Annotated in this window: 15 protein-coding genes; 6 read left to right on the forward strand and 9 right to left on the reverse strand. The window is 72.9% G+C overall.

Annotated features, from left to right (window positions below):
* The first annotated feature begins 24 nt into the window (after positions 1–24).
* Entirely contained in the window at positions 25–882 is an 858-nt protein-coding gene (locus tag GA0070618_RS23105; protein WP_088983492.1) for a MerR family transcriptional regulator, read from the forward strand.
* Positions 879–1,868: a BtrH N-terminal domain-containing protein gene (locus GA0070618_RS23110; RefSeq protein ID WP_088983493.1), complete on the forward strand. Its 990-nt coding sequence runs from the start codon at positions 879–881 to the stop codon at positions 1,866–1,868. The genes GA0070618_RS23105 and GA0070618_RS23110 overlap by 4 nt, the downstream gene beginning before the upstream one ends.
* Before the next feature lie 64 nt (positions 1,869–1,932).
* On the opposite strand, the gene GA0070618_RS23115 is transcribed toward GA0070618_RS23110, so the two are convergent.
* Complete coding sequence (locus tag GA0070618_RS23115) at positions 1,933–2,343, reverse strand: VOC family protein (protein ID WP_088983494.1); 411 nt, start codon at positions 2,341–2,343, stop codon at positions 1,933–1,935.
* Between the two features lie 333 nt (positions 2,344–2,676).
* Between GA0070618_RS23115 and GA0070618_RS23120 the strand changes: the two genes are divergently transcribed.
* The gene (locus tag GA0070618_RS23120; protein WP_088983495.1) at positions 2,677–3,519 is read left to right on the forward strand and encodes a PhzF family phenazine biosynthesis protein; all 843 of its coding nucleotides are present in this window, start codon (positions 2,677–2,679) and stop codon (positions 3,517–3,519) included.
* A gap of 57 nt (positions 3,520–3,576) precedes the next feature.
* Here the strand turns inward: GA0070618_RS23120 and GA0070618_RS23125 are convergent, their stop codons facing one another.
* Complete coding sequence (locus GA0070618_RS23125) at positions 3,577–4,254, reverse strand: response regulator (protein WP_088983496.1); 678 nt, start codon at positions 4,252–4,254, stop codon at positions 3,577–3,579.
* Positions 4,251–6,254, reverse strand: a complete 2,004-nt coding sequence (locus GA0070618_RS23130) for an ATP-binding protein (protein WP_088983497.1) — start codon at positions 6,252–6,254, stop codon at positions 4,251–4,253. Before GA0070618_RS23130 ends, GA0070618_RS23125 begins: the two co-directional genes overlap by 4 nt.
* 206 nt (positions 6,255–6,460) lie before the next feature.
* On the opposite strand from GA0070618_RS23130, the gene GA0070618_RS23135 reads away from it, so the two are divergent.
* Both GA0070618_RS23135 and GA0070618_RS33625 read left to right on the forward strand, forming a co-directional pair.
* Positions 6,461–8,725, forward strand: a complete 2,265-nt coding sequence (locus tag GA0070618_RS23135; protein ID WP_088983498.1) for an AfsR/SARP family transcriptional regulator — start codon at positions 6,461–6,463, stop codon at positions 8,723–8,725.
* Entirely contained in the window at positions 8,688–8,990 is a 303-nt protein-coding gene (locus tag GA0070618_RS33625) for a hypothetical protein (protein ID WP_143740377.1), read from the forward strand. The genes GA0070618_RS23135 and GA0070618_RS33625 overlap by 38 nt, the downstream gene beginning before the upstream one ends.
* 104 nt (positions 8,991–9,094) lie before the next feature.
* On the opposite strand, the gene GA0070618_RS23140 is transcribed toward GA0070618_RS33625, so the two are convergent.
* The 6 genes from GA0070618_RS23140 to GA0070618_RS23165 form a co-directional block, all read right to left on the reverse strand.
* Entirely contained in the window at positions 9,095–9,589 is a 495-nt protein-coding gene (locus tag GA0070618_RS23140) for a RidA family protein (protein WP_197701605.1), read from the reverse strand.
* A 2-nt stretch (positions 9,590–9,591) separates the two neighbouring features.
* A complete protein-coding gene (locus tag GA0070618_RS23145; protein ID WP_143740378.1) occupies positions 9,592–11,214 on the reverse strand; it encodes an amidohydrolase in 1,623 nt (540 codons plus the stop codon).
* Between the two features lie 78 nt (positions 11,215–11,292).
* Positions 11,293–12,771, reverse strand: a complete 1,479-nt coding sequence (locus tag GA0070618_RS23150; RefSeq protein WP_088983500.1) for an aldehyde dehydrogenase family protein — start codon at positions 12,769–12,771, stop codon at positions 11,293–11,295.
* Positions 12,768–13,169 carry a cupin domain-containing protein gene (locus GA0070618_RS23155; RefSeq protein WP_088983501.1) on the reverse strand — a complete coding sequence of 134 codons (402 nt, stop codon included), beginning with the start codon at positions 13,167–13,169 and terminating at the stop codon, positions 12,768–12,770. Before GA0070618_RS23155 ends, GA0070618_RS23150 begins: the two co-directional genes overlap by 4 nt.
* A gap of 27 nt (positions 13,170–13,196) precedes the next feature.
* Positions 13,197–14,798 (reverse strand): phytoene desaturase family protein, encoded by a 1,602-nt coding sequence (locus GA0070618_RS23160; RefSeq protein WP_088983502.1) that lies wholly within the window; start codon positions 14,796–14,798, stop codon positions 13,197–13,199.
* A 32-nt stretch (positions 14,799–14,830) separates the two neighbouring features.
* Positions 14,831–15,217 (reverse strand): nuclear transport factor 2 family protein, encoded by a 387-nt coding sequence (locus GA0070618_RS23165; RefSeq protein ID WP_088983503.1) that lies wholly within the window; start codon positions 15,215–15,217, stop codon positions 14,831–14,833.
* A gap of 134 nt (positions 15,218–15,351) precedes the next feature.
* Between GA0070618_RS23165 and cds1 the strand changes: the two genes are divergently transcribed.
* A complete protein-coding gene (gene cds1, locus GA0070618_RS23170; protein ID WP_088983504.1) occupies positions 15,352–16,470 on the forward strand; it encodes an L-cysteine desulfhydrase Cds1 in 1,119 nt (372 codons plus the stop codon).
* The last annotated feature ends 117 nt before the right edge of the window (positions 16,471–16,587 follow it).

The following is a 16,587-nucleotide window of genomic DNA, read 5'->3' on the forward strand; positions in this document are numbered from 1 at the left end:
TGGTCGAGGCTGTCGGAGGCGTCGGTGACGGGGTTGATGCCGATCGGGGTGTTCGCGCGAGCGACCCGGTTGTCCGTTCGAGTGCTGCGAAACTACGACCGACTGGGCCTGCTCGTCCCGGCGTGGGTCGACCCGGATACCGGCTACCGCTGGTACGGCGTCGACCAGTTCTCCCGGGCGGGGCTGGTCCAACGGCTGCGAGAGCTGGAGGTGCCGTTGTCCGAGATCGCCGAGATCCTGGCGGCCGACACCCCGGAACAGGCCGGCGCCGTCGTCGAGCGGCACCGGGAACGCGTGGCCGCGCGGGCGGCCCGGCTGGACGAGATCGCCGGACGGCTGGGGGCCGTGCTGGCCGAGCCGGGGCGTGTGTCGGGCTGGCTGGAGGTGTACGAACGGTGGCGTGGGGCTGCGCCCACCGCCCGCGTGCGGGTGCGTACCCCGCGCAGCGGGCTGGCCGACGCGTTGGCACCCGGGTTCGCGCGGCTCTTCGCCGGCCTCGCCGAGCAGGGCATCGCACCGGCGGGTCCGGCCGGGACCTGCTACCTCACCGACGACCTCGACGCGGCGGACCTGGAGGTGGAGTTGTTCGTGCCGGTGGTACGCCCGCCCCGGCCCACCGCGACCATCGCGGTCGGGGAACAGTCGGCCTGCCTGCTCGCCGCGACCGTGCACGAGGGCGGCTACGACGACATCGGAACCGCCTACCGATCGCTGGGGCGCTGGATCGCCGAGCAGAACCGGACGCTGGCGGGCCCGGCCGAGGAGCGCTACCTCGTCCCACCCGCGCCCGGCGTGCCCACGGCCGCGCTCCGTACGGAGATCGCCTGGCCGGTCCGACCCGTGTCCGGCCCGGCCCGACCAGCAGCTCAGGAGGCCAGATGATCATCGAGAACGTGGCGTTCCCCGCCGGCCGGCACTGCGAGACCACCACGCTTGGCGCCCTGCTGCGCCACGAGGGCGTCGAGCTGTCCGAGCCCATGCTGTTCGGCCTCGGCGAAGGTCTGGGCTTCGTCTACTGGGATGCCAGGAACATGGACTTCCCGTTCCTCGGTGGCCGCACCAAGCCCACCACGATCACCCGGACCGTGGCCGACCGGCTGGGCCTGACGCTGCACGTCCAGGAGACCGCCTCGCCCCGTAAGGCCTGGCAGAACGTCGCCGCCGCCGTTGCCGCCGGGCGTCCGGTCGGCCTGCAACTGGACTGCTACCACCTGGACTACTTCACCACGAAGGTCCACTTCGGGGGCCACTTCGTCGCGATGTACGGCTACGACGACACCCACGCCTACCTGGTCGACACCGCCCAGCAGGGCGGCGCCGTGACGACCACGCTGACGAGCCTGGAACGGGCCCGCAACGAGCGGGGACCGATGACCGCCCGCAACCTCTCCTACACCGTCGCCCGCCCCACCGACCGACCCGACCTGGGCGACGCCATCCGGACGGCCGTCCGCGACAACGCGCACGCCTTCCTGAACCCACCCATCGCCAACCTCGGTCACCGCGGCATCGACAAGGCGGCCCGACAGGTGACGCGGTGGCTCGACCGCGCGAACGACCCGTCCCGCGACCTGCCGCAGACAGCGGCGCTGATGGAACGCGGCGGAACCGGCGGCGCCCTGTTCCGCGCCATGTACCGCGACTTCCTCGCCGAATGCGCCACGATCGTCGACGACGACGACGTCCGCCTCGGTCACCAGATGTACGCCGAGATCGCCCCGTTGTGGACCGAGGTCTCCCAGCACATCACGGCCGCCGGAGAAACCGGTGACCCCGACCGTCTGACCCGCGCCTCGGCGATCCTCACCGAACTCGCGGACCGGGAACGTGCCGCCATGCGGGTCCTGAGCGGCGTCCGCGCCGACTGACCACCTCGGCGGCCCGGCGGCGTCGAGGTGACGTCGACGTGACCGTGGCCCGACCGGGAACGGATCACCGGGGTTGGGTCACGTTGACCATCCACGGGATGCCGAACCGGTCGACGCAGGAGCCGTACAGGTCGCCCCACATCTGCTTCTCGAACGGCATCGTGACGGTGCCGCCGTCGGACAACTTCTCCCATGCCTCCTCAAGGCCGTCCCCGGGGTCGCCGCTGAGGCTGCACGTGATGGTGTCGCCCGGGTTGTACGCCATGCCGGGCGCGGTGTCGGAGGCCATCAGGACGTAGCCCCGATCGGTGGTGAGCATCGCGTGCATCACCTTGTCGGCGAGGGCAGGGTCGGGCGGACCGTACTCACCGAACGTGCTGACCTGGAGCTGGCCGCCGAACACCGACTGGTAGAACTCCATGGCCTCGCGAGCGTTGCCGTCGAAGGTGAGGTACGGGTTGAGACGGGACGTCATCACAGAGCTCCCTTGGCTGGGCTGACCGGGTCACCTCAGACGCTAGGCCTACCCACCGACGATCCGGGCCGTCCCGGGAACCAACACCCCGACCGGGGGGACACCATCGCTGGTGACGAGGTCCGGCCGCGCCGAAAACGATCTCCCCGGAGGAGAGGTCCGGCCCGGCCGGGTGCGGGATCCGTCCGCGCCCGCACGATCCGGCAGGCCAGTCCAGTTCGTCGTGAGTGGCCCTGTCCCGCCGGGTGGGCATCCGTTGGGATGGACCTGTCTCCGCTGACGGGCGGGGTGCCCGTGACCGATGTCCGCTGCCAACGAAAGGTCCTGACGACTATGCCGCGCTCACGCCCGTTCGCGCAGGTCGACGTGTTCTCCACGACCCCGTATCTCGGCAATCCGGTCGCCGTCGTCCTCGACGGGACCGACCTGACCGACGAGGAGATGCGACGCCTCGCGCGCTGGACGAACCTGTCCGAGACGACGTTCGTGCTGCCGCCCACCGACCCGGAGGCGGACTACCGACTGCGGATCTTCACCCCCGGAGGCGAACTGCCGTTCGCCGGGCACCCCACCCTCGGGTCCGCGCGCGCGTGGCTGGACCACGGCGGCGCACCGCGCCGGGCCGACCGGGTCGTCCAGGAGTGCGGCGCCGGCCTGATCAACGTGCGCCTCGGCGACGGCGTCCTGTCCTTCGCCGCCCCGCCGCTCCTCCGCGACGGCGCGCTCGACGAGGAGTTCGTCGACGAGATCGTCGCCGCGTTCGGCATCACGCGTGACCGTGTCCTCGCCCACCAGTGGGTCGACAACGGGCCCGGCTGGTGCGTGGTCCAGTTGCCCACGGCGGAGGAGGTGCTCGCCCTCGAACCCGACCTGTCCCGCATCCCGACCGCGATGGTCGGCGCGATCGGGGCCTACCCCGCCGGGTCCGCGCACGCCTTCGAGATGCGCACCTTCGCCCCCGGCGCCGGGGTGGCCGAGGACCCGGTGTGCGGCAGCATGAACGCCTCGGTCGGGCAGTGGCTCACCGCCACCGGCGGCGCGGCTCCCACCTACCGCGTCTCGCAGGGCAAGCGGATGGGCCGGGCCGGGACCATCGAGATCAGCCTCGACCCGGACGGCACCCTCTGGGTCGGCGGCGCCGCCACCAGCTACATCAGCGGCGCCATCACCCTCTGACCTCGGCGTCGACGACGTCGCCGGTCCGCACGGCACCCGTGGGCCGACCGGGGTGGGTCAGCCGCGACCGAGGCCCTGCTCGCGTGCGCGCACGATGGCCTGCCCACGGTCGCTCACGCCGAGCTTGACCAGCACGTTCGAGACGTGGTTGCGTACCGTCTTCGGGCTGAGCGCCAGCCGCTGTGCGATCGCGCGGTTGTCCAGCCCGTGCGCCACGTGGTCGAGGACCTCCCGCTCCCGGTCGGTGAGCTGCGAGAAGGGCGGCACCGTGCCGGTTCCCCGGGTGAGGAAGCCGACCGTGCGCGCTCGTATCTCCGGCCCGAGCAGCATCTCGCCGTCCGCGACGGCCCGTACCGCCCGCTCCACCTGCGGCGGCGACGCTCCCTTGAGGAGATAGCCGGACGCGCCGGCCCGCAACGCGCCGAAGACCGAGTCGTCGTCGTCGAACATCGTGATCACGAGCACGGCGACGCCCGGGTGCCGGGCCCGGATCATCCGCGTCGCCTCCACCCCGGAGCGGTCGCCGAGGTGCAGGTCCATCAGCACGACGTCGGGAGTGCGGGCCTCGACGAGCGTGAGCGCGGACGGCACGTCGACCGCCTCACCGACACAGACGATGCCGTCCAGCGTCCCCAGCAGCGCCGTCATCCCGAGCCGGAACACCGGATGGTCGTCCACCACCGCGACCCGGATGACTCCGTTCCCCGGGACGCCGTCCGCCGTCGGCACGTTCATCGGGTACCTTCCGACAGGCGCAGACGCAGGCACACGCGGGTGCCGGGGCGGGTCTGACCGGCGCGGGCCGGGCCGATCGTCAGCTCGGCGCCGATCGCCTCCGCGCGTTCGCGCATCGCCCGGGTGCCGACGCCCGTGCCGGCCGCGCCACCGATGCCGACTCCGTGGTCGGCCACGCTCACCGTCAGGCCGTCCGGCTCGGTCGAGACGTCGACGGCGCACCGTTCGACGCCGGCGTGCCGGTGCACGTTGCGGACGGCCTCCGCCACGATGCCGTACACGGCCGTCGCGTCCTCCTCCCGTAGGCGCAGGGGCGGGGCATGGACCCGGACGGTCAACCCGGCGGCGGCGTACCGTTCGCGGAGCCGGTCCAGTGCCGGGCCGAGGGCCCCGTCGTCGAGCAGCGGCGGCAGGAGATCCCGCGCGATCTCCCGTACTCCGGCCGCCTGACGGTCCACCTCCGCCACCAGTTGGTCGAGCAGCTCGTCGGCCGCCGCCACCTCGGACAGGTGGCGGTGGGGGCGGAGCATGTTGCGTCCCGCCGCCAGCGCCAGGGAGACGCCGCTGAGAGCCGGGCCGAGGCCGTCGTGCAGATCCCGGCGCAGCTTGCGGCGTTCCTCGTCGCGGGCGCGGGCCAGACCCTGGCGGGACCGCTCCAGATCGTGCTGGGCGGCGGCCAGCTCGGCGAGCGCGGTCACCACCGGAGCGAGGTCGGTCAACGCGGCGGCGGCCCGGCCGTCGAGCCGTTCGCCGGGTCGGGGCCAGGCGTGCAGCGTGCCCACCCGGCGGTCGCCGTTGACCAGGGCGACCGACGTCGGTGACACGCAGTCGGGCCCGCCGGCGAGGACGATCCGGATCTCGGCCAGCCGGAGGGAGGCCGAGATCCCGTCGGCGACCGCGTCAAGCATCTGCGTGCCGCCGTCCGTGGCGCGCAGCCGGTCGGCGACCTGACGCATCAGCGGCTGCCCGGTGTCGCCGTGCACCAGCCGGTCGACGCGCCGCTGCACCCAGTGGCGCAGCGGCTGGAACGCCGCCGCCAACGATGCCGTCACGACCACCTCGGGCACCGCCGACGACGCCGGCAGCAGGGCCCGCAGCGCCAGGACACCCCCGACGTACGTCGCGATCACCAGCGCGGTCATCAGCGCCCACACGAGGGTCCGGCGCACCACCAGCTCCAGTCCCCACAGGCGCTGGCGCAGCACGACGACGAGCACCGACGCCGGGAAGAAGGCCTGGGCGCCGAGCATCAGCAGCGGCGCGGAGGGGGTTGGCACCCGCACTGGCAGCAGCGGGTTGAGCGCCAGCGGCACGAACGCCCCGGCGAGCAGCAGGGTGCCGACCGCGAGCCAGCCCAGGCCGTGCCGACGGGCCGGTGGCGCGGCCCGGCGGCGCCACAGCACGCCGGCGGCGGCGACCAGCGCGAGCAGCACCAGCACCGGCTCCAGCCAGGGATCGACCGTTGCCCGGACCCCGGCCGCCGGTCCGGTCAGCGACAGTGCCCACGGGACCCCCGGTACAGTGACCGCGCACACCTGCGCCACGACGATGAACGCGACACCGACCCCGACTGCGGCCCGCGCCGCTCGGCCGAGCGGCCGCACCGGAAGCAGCCACGGCAGCACCACGGCCAGCGCGTAGAAGCCGGGCACCCAGGCCCAGTACGCGATGCCGGCCAGCGGCAGCGGCACGTCAAGATCCGGCCAGCGGAAACGTACCATGTCGGAGGCCGCCGCGGCCGCCGAGACCGCACCGCCCACCCCGGCCGCCGCCATGATCCATGCCGCCAGGTGGGCCCGTCGGGACAGGGTCAGCCACGCCACCACCCCGTAGATCGCGCCGACCACGAGGTCGACCAGCGAGTACAGCATCCACGGATGCCACGGCGGCGCGGCCGCCCACCACGCGGCCACGGAGCCGACGCTGAGCACCCCCGTGATGGCCAGCACCGCCCGCGCCGCGAGCGGGCGGGCATCGTCGGTCGGCGGTCGTGCGTGCACTCGGTCTCCTCACCGGTCGGAGCGGGTGTCCCAGCCTGCCGACCGGAACGACCCGAGCACCAGAGCCGGGGATCCCGACCGTCCGGGACGCCGAACACTCGACCGTTCGGCCGAGGCGACGGCGTCCCGGCCGCCCGGGACGGCGGACCCTGGTCTCCGGGTGCCGGCGCGGCGACGCTGACCCGGCACCGAGAGGGAGGGACACGATGGAGGGGGTACGGCTGTTCGTGCTGGGTCCGCTCGACGCGCGGCGGAACGGCGACCCGGTCCCGCTGGGCGGGCGGCGACAGCGCACCGTGCTCGCGGCGCTGCTGGCCGCCCGGGGCCGGATGATGCCGGCGGACCGGATCGAGGCTCTCGTCTGGGGGGAGAGCCGGCCGCCGGCGAGCCGCGCCACCCTGCACGGATACGTGGCCCGGCTGCGCGCCGTGCTGGAGCCCGGCCGCCCGGCCCGCGCCAAGGGCCGGATGCTGGTCCGTGACGGTCCCGGGTACGCCCTGCGGATTCCGCCGGAGAGCCTGGACGCGGACCGCTTCGCCGCCCTCGTGGCACGCGGCGGCGCGCTGGTGGACCGGTGCCCGGAGGAGGCCGAGGCGGCGCTCCGCGAAGGCCTGGCGCTCTGGCGCGGCCCGGCCTACGCCGACGTCGGAGAGGCCGCGTTCGCGATCCCGGAGCGGGCCCGACTGGACACGTTGCACGCCACTGCGACGGAGCTGCGGATGACGGCGCTGCTGGCGCTCGGCCGCCACCGGACGGTGATCGGGGAGCTGGAGGCGTTCGTCGTCGAGGAGCCGCTCCGGGAGCGCGGATGGGAGCTGCTGGCGACAGCCCTGTACCGGGCGGGCCGGCAGTCGGAGGCGCTGGCGGTGCTCCGGCGGGCCCGCGCGCACCTGGCCGACGAACAGGGCATCGAACCGGGCCCGGAGCTGCGCCGCGTGGAGTCGGCGATCCTGCGCCAGGACGAGACCGTCCTCGCCGGACGACCGGTCCGGACGGGCAACGTCCCGGCGCCCATCTCGTCGTTCGTCGGGCGGACGGCCGAGCTGGCCGCGACCGCCGCCGCTCTCGACGCCGGTCGCCTGGTCACGCTGACCGGTCCGCCCGGGGTGGGCAAGACCCGACTGGCGCAGGAGGTGGCTCGGCGTCGCCGTGACCCGGACGGCCCCTGGTTCGTCGACCTGTCCGGGCTTCGCGACGCGGGGCGCCTCCCCACGGTCGTGGCGGAGGCGGCGGGAGTGCCGGTCGCGGCCACCCATGGGCTCGTCGACGGCATCGGCGAGCGGGCCGTGCTCGTCGTCGTCGACCACGCCGACCATCTGCTCACCGACGTCCTGCCGACGGTGACCGCATTGCTGGCCCGCTGCCCGGCGCTGCGGGTGCTGGTCACCAGCCGCCGGTCGCTGGGCGTGCCGGGGGAGCGGGTGGTCGCCGTACCCCCGCTGTCCGACGTGGACGCGGCACGGCTGTTGGCCGACCGCGTGCGGACGGCGGGGGGTGCGGTGCCGGAACCGGTGCTCGCGGCGCGGATCTGTCGGCGACTCGACGCCCTTCCGCTCGCGATCGAGCGTGCCGCCGTACGCGTCGCGGCCCTCGCCCCGGCCGACGTCCTGGCGACGCTCGACGACGGGCTGCTCGACGACGTGATCGGTGCCAGCCACCGCCTGTTGACCGACGCGGAACGCCGCCTGCTGCACCGGCTGCGCTTCTTCCCCGGCCCTTTCACGCTCACCGACGTGCGGCGGGTGGCCGGGGCGCCGGACGTGACGTCGGCGCTGGTCGGCCTGGTCCGCGCGTCGCTGGTGCTCGTCGACGCCGGCGCGGTGCCGGGCCGGTACCGCCTGCTGCCCGCCGTGCGGTCCTACGCCGGGCGCGTCACCGTCACTTGCCAGTCACCTTGCAGTGGGGGACCGCACGCTGGCCCGCATGAGACGACTCCGCACCGCCCTGGCCGTGACGGCCATGGCCACCGTCACCCTCGTGCTCGCCGCGCCGCATGGCGCGTCGGCCGATCCTGGGTGCCAGCCGGGCGACACGAGGCCCATCTGCAACGACCCGTTCCCGGAGGACCCGACCCCGCCGAGCGACGTGCGGCCGACCGGGAAGGTCGAGTACTACTCCCGCCACGGCGGCGTCATCTGGATCACCGGTTGGGCACGCGACGCCAACGGGGGCCCCGTCTCGGTCCGGGCGTACTCCAACGCCCTGCCACAGGGGAGGGTCCTCGCCAACCTGCCGCACACCGGACAGGGCGGGAACTACGGGTTCGGCATCTCGTTCCCGGCACCGACCACGGTCGGCAGCCACCAGATCAGGGTGGTGCTGGAGAACGTGCCGGACGGCACCGCGCCGGTGGCGGAGCCGGCGACCTTCTACCCCGAGTGGTACACGCTCGATCCGGCCACGCCGACCGACCTCGTCCTCACGCCGTGGAAGGTGGGCGACGAACACCGGATAACCGTCGAGTTCACTGACCCGTCCCACTCCGAGGAGGGGTTCCGCCTCAGCTACGACTGGACGGGCCGGAAGTGGAAGTGGGATGGCGAGCGCGGCGTCGGCTACTGGGAGTCCGGGACGTTCAAGGAGGTCGTCGACCTTCCCGCGCAGCCGGGCACCGACCGCTACCGCCACACGGTCACCAACCTCGATCACACCACGTTCTACAAGTTCTACGTCATGACGAAGGAGAACGCCCGCTTCTCCGACAAGCTGGTGGGTGGCGTCAACTCCGGCGAGTGACCCACCACGCCCGGACGGTGGCGTGATCAGCGCGTCCCCGCCGGGACCGGGGATGGGGGAGCGCCCGCACCCGAACGGCCGTGACGGGTGCGGGCGTCCCCCGGTCATTCGTCCGGGGCGGCATGACGAGGCACCAGTTCGACGACCAGTTCGACCTCGACGGGAGCGTCGAGCGGCAGCACCGCGACCCCCACCGCGCTGCGCGCGTGCCGTCCCCGCGACCCGAAGGCCAGGTCCAGCAGTTCGCTCGCGCCGTCGGCGACCTTCGGTTGCGCCGTGAAGGAGGGGTCGCTCGCGACGTAGACGACCATTCGTACGACCGACGCGACGCGGCCGAGGCCGCCCGCCACGGCCGCGACCGCGGCGAGGGCGTTGATCGCGGCCTGCCGGCTGCACTCCCTGCCCTCCTCCACCGTGACGTCCCGGCCGAGCTTGCCCCGGTGGAGCAGGTGGCCGGCCCGGAGCGGGAGTTGACCCGAGGTGTGCACCACGAGGCCGCTGCGGGTGGCGGGCACGTAGTTGGCGAGCGGCTCGGGCGGGACCGGAAGGTCGACGCCCGCCGCCGCCAGCCGGGACGCCGGATCGATCTGCTCGACCACGGTCAGCTCCGCTGGAAGACCAGCGTGCCGCCGATCCAGGTCTGCGCGACGGCCAGGGCGGCCAGATCCTCCGGCGCGGTCTCCAACGGGTCCGCGGAAAGGACGACGAAGTCGGCGTACTTGCCCACCTCGAGCGAGCCGATCCGGTCCTCCCAGCCGATCGAGAACGCCGCCCACTCGGTGTACATCCGCAGCGCCTCCTCGACCGTGACCGCCTCCTGGGCGGCCAGCACGTCACCGTCGTTGGTGCGCCGGGTGACCGCGGCCCGCATCGCCGGGAACGGGTGGTGCTGGTCCTCGGTGATGCCGATCGCGTCGGAGTTGCCCGGGATCGGCAGGCCGTGGTCGATCAGCGTACGGAACGGCATCACGGTCCCGATCCGGTCGGTGCCCAGGTGCGCGACGTATCCGGCGGCGGTGGTCATGATGAAGGCCGGCTGCGGAACGGGAACGACCCCGGAGGCCGCCAGCCGCTTGATCCGTTCGTCGGTCATGAACATGTTGCCCGCGTGCTCGATGCGGTGCCGGGCGACGCCGTGCCGCTCGACCGGCAGGGCCAACGCGCCGTCGAGCGCCTGGTCCAGGGCGCGGTCGCCGATCGCGTGCATGGCGATCTGGAGTCCGGCGGCGTCGGCGGTGGCGACCAGAGCGGCGACCTCCCCGTCGGTGAACGCGAGTTCGCCGCGGTAGCCGGGCTGACCGGGGTAGTCCTCGTGGAGGGCGGCCGCCCCGGCGGTGAGCCCGCCGTCGAGGAAGACCTTGAATCCGGCCATCCCGAGATGGTCCGGGTCGAGGGCGTCGATACGCTCCCTGGTCCGGCCGGTGCGCACGTCCTCGGCCGACACCACCGCCTCCAGCTTCGGGTACACCGCGGCGCGCAGCACCAGGTCGCCGTCGGCGGCGACCGAGGCGATCGCGTCCAGACCGGCGCGGTGCAGGGGGATGTCGCCGACGGTGGTGACGCCGACGGCGAGGTACCGGTCCTGCACCCGCTTGATCGCCGCCGCGAGTTCCTCGACCGGCGGCTGCGGCCCGCCGAGCGGCTCGAACATGTCGTAGGTGCGGCCGGTGGCGACGCCGGTGGTCGGGTCACGTTCGATCCGGCCGCCGGGCGCGTCCGGGGTGTCGTCGTCGACGCCCAGCAACTCCAGGCCCAGCGAGTTGAAGACGTTGAGGTGGTAACTCGCCCGGTACATCACCGGGTGGGTGGTGCTGACCCGGTCCAGGTCGTGTCGGTCGGGGTAGCGCCCCTCGGCGAGCTTGAGGTTCTGGTAGTGCTCTCCCTGACCGAGGATCCACTCGCCGGCGGGCATCGAGCCGGCGTGTTCCGCGAGCACGGAGACGATCCCCTCGACGCTCGACACCCGGGACGAGCGGCAGTCGACGGCGAGCTCCCAGGAGTAGGCGAGCAGTTCCAGGTGGGAGTGGCAGTCGACCAGCCCGGGGATCACCGTCGCGCCGGCCAGGTCGACGACCCGCGCCCCGCCGGCCCCCGCGAGGATCTCCTCCGTCGTCCCGACCGCCACGATCCGGCCGTCCTCGGCGCGGAACGCCTCCGCGACGGTGCCGGTCCGGTCCATCGTGCGGACCCGACCACCGACGAAGCACACTGTCTCTGTTGGCACTGCTCTACCTCTTTCTGGGCATGGGTGGGAAACCGCCGTCGTGGGGGATGGGGCCGACGGTGGCGAGTCAGGAGGTGGTCAGCGGACGGCTGGCATCTGGACGGTCTTGGTCTCCAGGTACTCCTCGACGCCGAGCCGCCCCCGCTCCCGTCCGAGGCCACTGCTACGCATGCCGCCGAACGGCAGGGCCGGCTCGCTGACCAGGGGAGCGTTGACGCCGACCGACCCCGCCTTGAGCCTTCGGGCGACGGCCGTCGCGGCGGCCTGGTCACCACCGAACACGTACGCCGCGAGACCGTACTCGGTCGCGTTGGCCAACCGGACGGCTTCGTCGACGTCGACGCAGCGGATGACGCTGAGCACCGGGCCGAAGAACTCCTCGCCGATTACGGCGGGCTGGCTCTTCCCCTCGGCGGTCAGCAGCGTCGGCGCGAGGAACGCGCTCGCCTCGTTCTCGGCGGTCCTGGCGCCGCCCGCGACGACGGTCGCACCGCCCGCCACAGCCTCGGCCACCTGTGCCTCGATCCGACCCACGGCCGCGTGGTCGATGAGCGGGCCCATCGTGGTCGCCGGGTCGCGCGGGTCGCCGAGGACGATCCGGTCGACCGCCGCGGTGAGCTCGGCGACCAGGTCGCCGGCCTTCGACTCGACGACGTACACCCGGTTGGCGGCCATGCACGCCTGCCCGGAGTTGAGGAACCGGGCCCGGACCAGGTCACGCGCGGTCTGGGCGACGTCGGCGTCGGGTAGCACCACCGCAGCCGCGTTGCCGCCCAGTTCGAGCAGGACCCGCTTGATCGACGACGCGGCCTTGCGCATGACGAGTTCGCCCACCCGGCGCGACCCGGTGAGGCTGACGCACGCGACCTCGGGGGAGTCCAGCAGGGCGTCGCTGACCCGCTGCGGATCGCCGGCCACGACGACGTTCAGGACACCGGAGGGGAGACCGGCCTCCTCGAAGCAGCGTGCGATGGCCAGCGCGGTGAGCGGCGTCTGCGGGGCCGGTTTCAGCACGACCGTGCAGCCGGCCGCGAGCGCCGCGCCGACCTTGCAGGCCACCATGAACGCCGGGAAGTTCCACGGCGTGATCGCCAGGACCACCCCGATCGGCTCGTGCAGCACGAGGGCGTCGCGACCGGGCGCGACGTCGGACCAGGCCTCGCCGGGGAGCCGCAGCGTCTCGTGGCTGAACCACTCGAAGAAGCGGACCGTGTTGCGGGCCTCGCCGACCGCCTCGGCCAGCGGCTTGCCGGTCTCCGCGCTGATCAGCTCGGCGATCGCCTTGACCCGTTCCCCGAGCAGGTCGGTCGCTCGGCTGAGGACCTCGAAACGCTGCCAGCCGGTCGCCGACGACCACCCGTCGAGGGCGGCAGCCGCCGCCGCGACCGCCGCGGTCGCCTGGTCGGCGTCGGCGTCGGCGACCGCGCAGATCGTCGCCCCGGTGGCCGGGTCGTGGACGTCGAACGTGTCCGGGGAGGTCGTCCAGGCGCCGTCGATCCACGAGCCGGGACGGTCGCCCACGAGCCGGGCGACCAGATCGGCCGGGCGGCTGCTCATCGCGCGTCCCCGGCACCGCAGCAGGCGGCGTACTCGGCCTCGTCGACCTCGCCGGTCCACTCGACGTCGCCGAAGTGGAGGACCAGCTGGACCAGCTGGGCGGACGCGGTGGCGCCGTGCCAGTGCTCGACCCCGGGCTCGGTCCAGACGACGTCGCCCGGACGCATCACCACCACCTCGCCGCCGCGCTCCTGGATCCAGCCCTCACCGGAGACGGTGTAGAGCATCTGGCCGCCCGGGTGCCGGTGCCAGTGCGTGCGCGATCCGGGCGCGAAGAACATGTTGAGGGCGCGCGTCCCGCCCTCGGCCAGGACGATGTCCGACCAGACCTGTCCGGTCGTGGTCGCCGACCGCATGGCCGACACCCGGTCCGCGGGAATGCCTCGTCCGATGATCATCGTGCTCCTCCGGTTGGTGCGGTCGGGTCAGTCGGTGGTACGGCGGAGGTCGGCCAGTACGCGGTCGCTCGCGTTGTAGCCGGTGACGCCGCTCATGAAGTTGCCCGGCCAGTTGCCGACGCCGGTCAGGTAGAGCCCCTCGACCGGGGTCCGGTAGTCGGCGCAGCCGGGGATCGGGCGGGAGTCGAAGATGTGGCCGGGCACGATGTCGCCGTGGGCGCCGTTCCCCTCGACGAGGGCGAACTCGCGTTCGAGGTCCAGCGGCGAGTAGACGTGGACGCCGGCCAGGATCTCGGACAGGTTCGGGATGTGCTGTTCCAACGTGCCGACCACGGCCTTGCCCAGGTCGTCGCGCTGTTCGTCCCAGGTGCCCTCGGCCAGGTGGTACGGAACGCCTCGGACGCTGATGCTCACGAAGTGGCATCCCGGTGGGGTCAGCGACGGGTCGTGCGCCGAGTCGATCATCGCGGTGACGGTGGGTCGCCTGCTCCAGCGCCCGAGCACCGCCTCGTTGTAGGCGTTCTGGAGCACGTCGATGCTCGCCGCGATCCGGAAGTTGGTGCCGAGGAAGAGCCGGTTCTCCTCCTCGTCCCGCGCGGCGGCGAACCGTGGGGTGCCGTCGAGCGCGAGGTGGACCTTGGCGGAGGTGCCCTTCATGCTGACCGCCCTGGCCAGGTCGTACAGCTCCGGCCCGATGTCCTCGGGCCCGACCAGCTCGGTGAGGGTCAGCTTCGGATTCGCGTTGGAGACGACCCGGGGAGCGCGGAACTCACGGCCGTCGCGCAGGGCGACACCGACGACCCGCTGGTCCTCGCAGAGGATGCGCTCGACCTCCGCGCCGGTGAGGATCGTGGCCCCGTGGGCGCGGGCGGACTCCGCCATCGCGCCGGTGATGGCACCGATGCCGCCCATCGGCGCGGCGTTGCGCATCATCAGCTCGTTGTCGTCGTGGCTGCCGACGCTGCGGAGCGACTCCTCCCAGAGCGGTCGCTGGAGCAGCAGGTAGCCGCTGCCCGGGGTACGCGGGCCGACGAAGTTGGTGGCGACCGCGGTACCGGCGAAGAACGCCTGTAGCTGCGGCGACGAGAGCCGCTCCTCCAGGATGTCCGCGACCGGACCGAACATGATCGACTCGAAGTCGCGGCGCTGGCGCGGGGTGGTGAAGCGCGCGGCCACCTCGGCGAACGACGGCGGCGGGTCGTAGAAGGAGACCTTCATCTGCCGGGCCACCGAGGCGTACAGCCCGATGACCGAGGCATAGCCGTCGAGGTCGGCGTCCCCGTGCGCGAACTGCTCCATGACCGCCCGGCGCTTGGCCCGGTCCGGCCAGGCCGGCAGGGCCCGGCCGTCCTCGAAGAGGGTCAGGGATCCGAGCGGTGGGTGAGCGAAGCGGAGCCCGTGCTTCTCCAGCTCGAGTTCGCGCGCGATACGCGGATCGAGGCTGTGGCTCGCGTTGGCCACGCTGCTCCCGCGGTAACCGGGGAAGATCTCCTCGGTGACGCAGGTGCCACCCACGATGTCGCGGCGTTCCAGGGCAAGCACCCTCAACCCCGCCCGGGCCAGGTACCCGGTGGCCACCAGGCCGCTGTGCCCGGTCCCGACGACGATCACGTCGTACGCCTGCTCCATCCGCTTCCTCTCGTTCGGTCGCCGTTGCGGGGTCAGCCCAGCGGGCTGATACGCCGGGCCGCGACGCGCCAGCCCGCGTCGGTGCGGGTCACGGTGTCGCGGTAGATCGCGGCGGTGACCTGCCCGCCGGCCCGCAGGGCGAGCGCCTTGCTGAGGCACTCGGCGGTGTCGGCGTCGACGCCGTCCACCACCACGTTCGTGATGTGGTGACTGACCGCGGGCGTCGCGATCGCCTTGAAGGCCGCGATCACCTCGTCGAGCCCGCTGGCCGTCAGGCGCCCCGGGTTGTCGAAGGAGACGTCGGGCGCGAACACCTCGGAGAGCCGGTCGTACTCGTGCGTGTCGAGGATGTACGCGACCCGGTTGAGGACGTCCTCGATCGCTCGGGCATCGGCCGGGTCGACGGGTTGGTTGGTCACGGCACTCCTTCACGTATTCCGCACAGTGGAAGTCTGACTTCCGTACCATAGGATGCCCTCGAATCTGAACCCGGTCAAGCGCCACCAGGGCATCCGCCAGAGCGGTCGGAAGCAGACCCCGAAGGAGACCTCGAATGACGATGTGCGAGCCGGCCCCCGTCGACCGGACCTGGGTCGACGAGGCGATCCGACGCGTCGAGGCCGACGCCAACCGCAGCTCCGACACCCACCTGATGACCTTCGACCTGCCCGGGCGGCACGGCGTCGACCTCTACCTGAAGGACGAGTCCTCGCACCCGACCGGGAGCCTGAAACACCGGCTCGCCCGCTCGCTGTTCCTGTACGCGCTGTGCAACGGCTGGATCGGGCCGACGACGACGGTGGTCGAGGCCTCCAGCGGCTCGACCGCGGTCTCCGAGGCCTACTTCGCCCGCCTGCTGGACCTGCCGTTCATCGCGGTCGTCCCGGCCACGACCAGCCCGGCCAAGGTCGAGCTCATCGAGTGGCACGGCGGGCGCTGCCAGGTGGTGGACCATCCGGGGCAGGTGTACGACGAGGCGCGGCGTCTCGCCGCCGAGCTGGGCGGCCACTACCTCGACCAGTTCACGTACGCCGAGCGGGCCACCGACTGGCGCGGCAACAACAACATCGCCGAGTCGATCTTCGAGCAGATGTCCGGCGAGGCGCACCCGGTGCCGGCCTGGATCGTGGCCAGCGCCGGGACCGGTGGCACGGCGGCGACCATCGGGCGCTACCTGCGGTACCGGCGGCACCCCACCCGGCTGCTGGTGTCGGATCCCGAGAACTCGGTCTTCCTCGACGCCTGGCGTCTCGGCGATCGCGGACTGCGCTCGCCCCAGGGCTCCCGGATCGAGGGGATCGGCCGGCCGCGGGTCGAGCCCTCCTTCGTCCCCGAGGTGATCGACGAGATGGTCCGCGTGCCGGACGCGGCGTCGGTCGCGACGATGCTCTGGACCTCGCGCCGCCTGGGCCGCCGGGTCGGACCCTCGACCGGGACGAGCATGTGGGCGACCCTCCGGCTCGTCGCCGGCCTGGAGCGCGCCGGCGAGCGGGGCAGCGTGGTGAGCCTGATCTGCGACGGCGGCGAACGCTACGCCTCGACGTACTACGACGCGTCCTGGCGCGCGGACCAGGGCATCGACGTGGCGCCGTACCTCGCCGTACTCGACGAGTACGAGCGCTCGGGGTCGCTCGCCGACGTCTTCGCAGGAAAGCCCGGCTGCGGCTCTTGACAGCCCGCCGCCTCGGCTACCAGCATCTGCAATGGAAGTCACACTTCCATTGTGCGGAAGTTTAATCCGAGGTGGTTCAGTCACTCAACCGGCCCGCGATGACCAAGAAGGAACCGT

It is taken from the genome of Micromonospora echinospora, assembly GCF_900091495.1.
Taxonomy (GTDB): Bacteria; Actinomycetota; Actinomycetes; order Mycobacteriales; family Micromonosporaceae; genus Micromonospora; species Micromonospora echinospora.

Excerpts from the sequence above, each read along its gene's own strand:
- GA0070618_RS23110 (WP_088983493.1), top strand. The coding sequence starts at position 879 with ATGATCATCGAGAACGTGGCGTTCCCCGCCGGCCGGCACTGCGAGACC.
- GA0070618_RS23115 (WP_088983494.1), bottom strand. The coding sequence starts at position 2,343 with ATGACGTCCCGTCTCAACCCGTACCTCACCTTCGACGGCAACGCTCGC.
- GA0070618_RS23120 (WP_088983495.1), top strand. The coding sequence starts at position 2,677 with ATGCCGCGCTCACGCCCGTTCGCGCAGGTCGACGTGTTCTCCACGACC.
- GA0070618_RS23125 (WP_088983496.1), bottom strand. The coding sequence starts at position 4,254 with ATGAACGTGCCGACGGCGGACGGCGTCCCGGGGAACGGAGTCATCCGG.
- GA0070618_RS23135 (WP_088983498.1), top strand. The coding sequence starts at position 6,461 with ATGGAGGGGGTACGGCTGTTCGTGCTGGGTCCGCTCGACGCGCGGCGG.
- GA0070618_RS23150 (WP_088983500.1), bottom strand. The coding sequence starts at position 12,771 with ATGAGCAGCCGCCCGGCCGATCTGGTCGCCCGGCTCGTGGGCGACCGT.
- GA0070618_RS23155 (WP_088983501.1), bottom strand. The coding sequence starts at position 13,169 with ATGATCATCGGACGAGGCATTCCCGCGGACCGGGTGTCGGCCATGCGG.
- GA0070618_RS23160 (WP_088983502.1), bottom strand. The coding sequence starts at position 14,798 with ATGGAGCAGGCGTACGACGTGATCGTCGTCGGGACCGGGCACAGCGGC.
- cds1 (WP_088983504.1), top strand. The coding sequence starts at position 15,352 with ATGACGATGTGCGAGCCGGCCCCCGTCGACCGGACCTGGGTCGACGAG.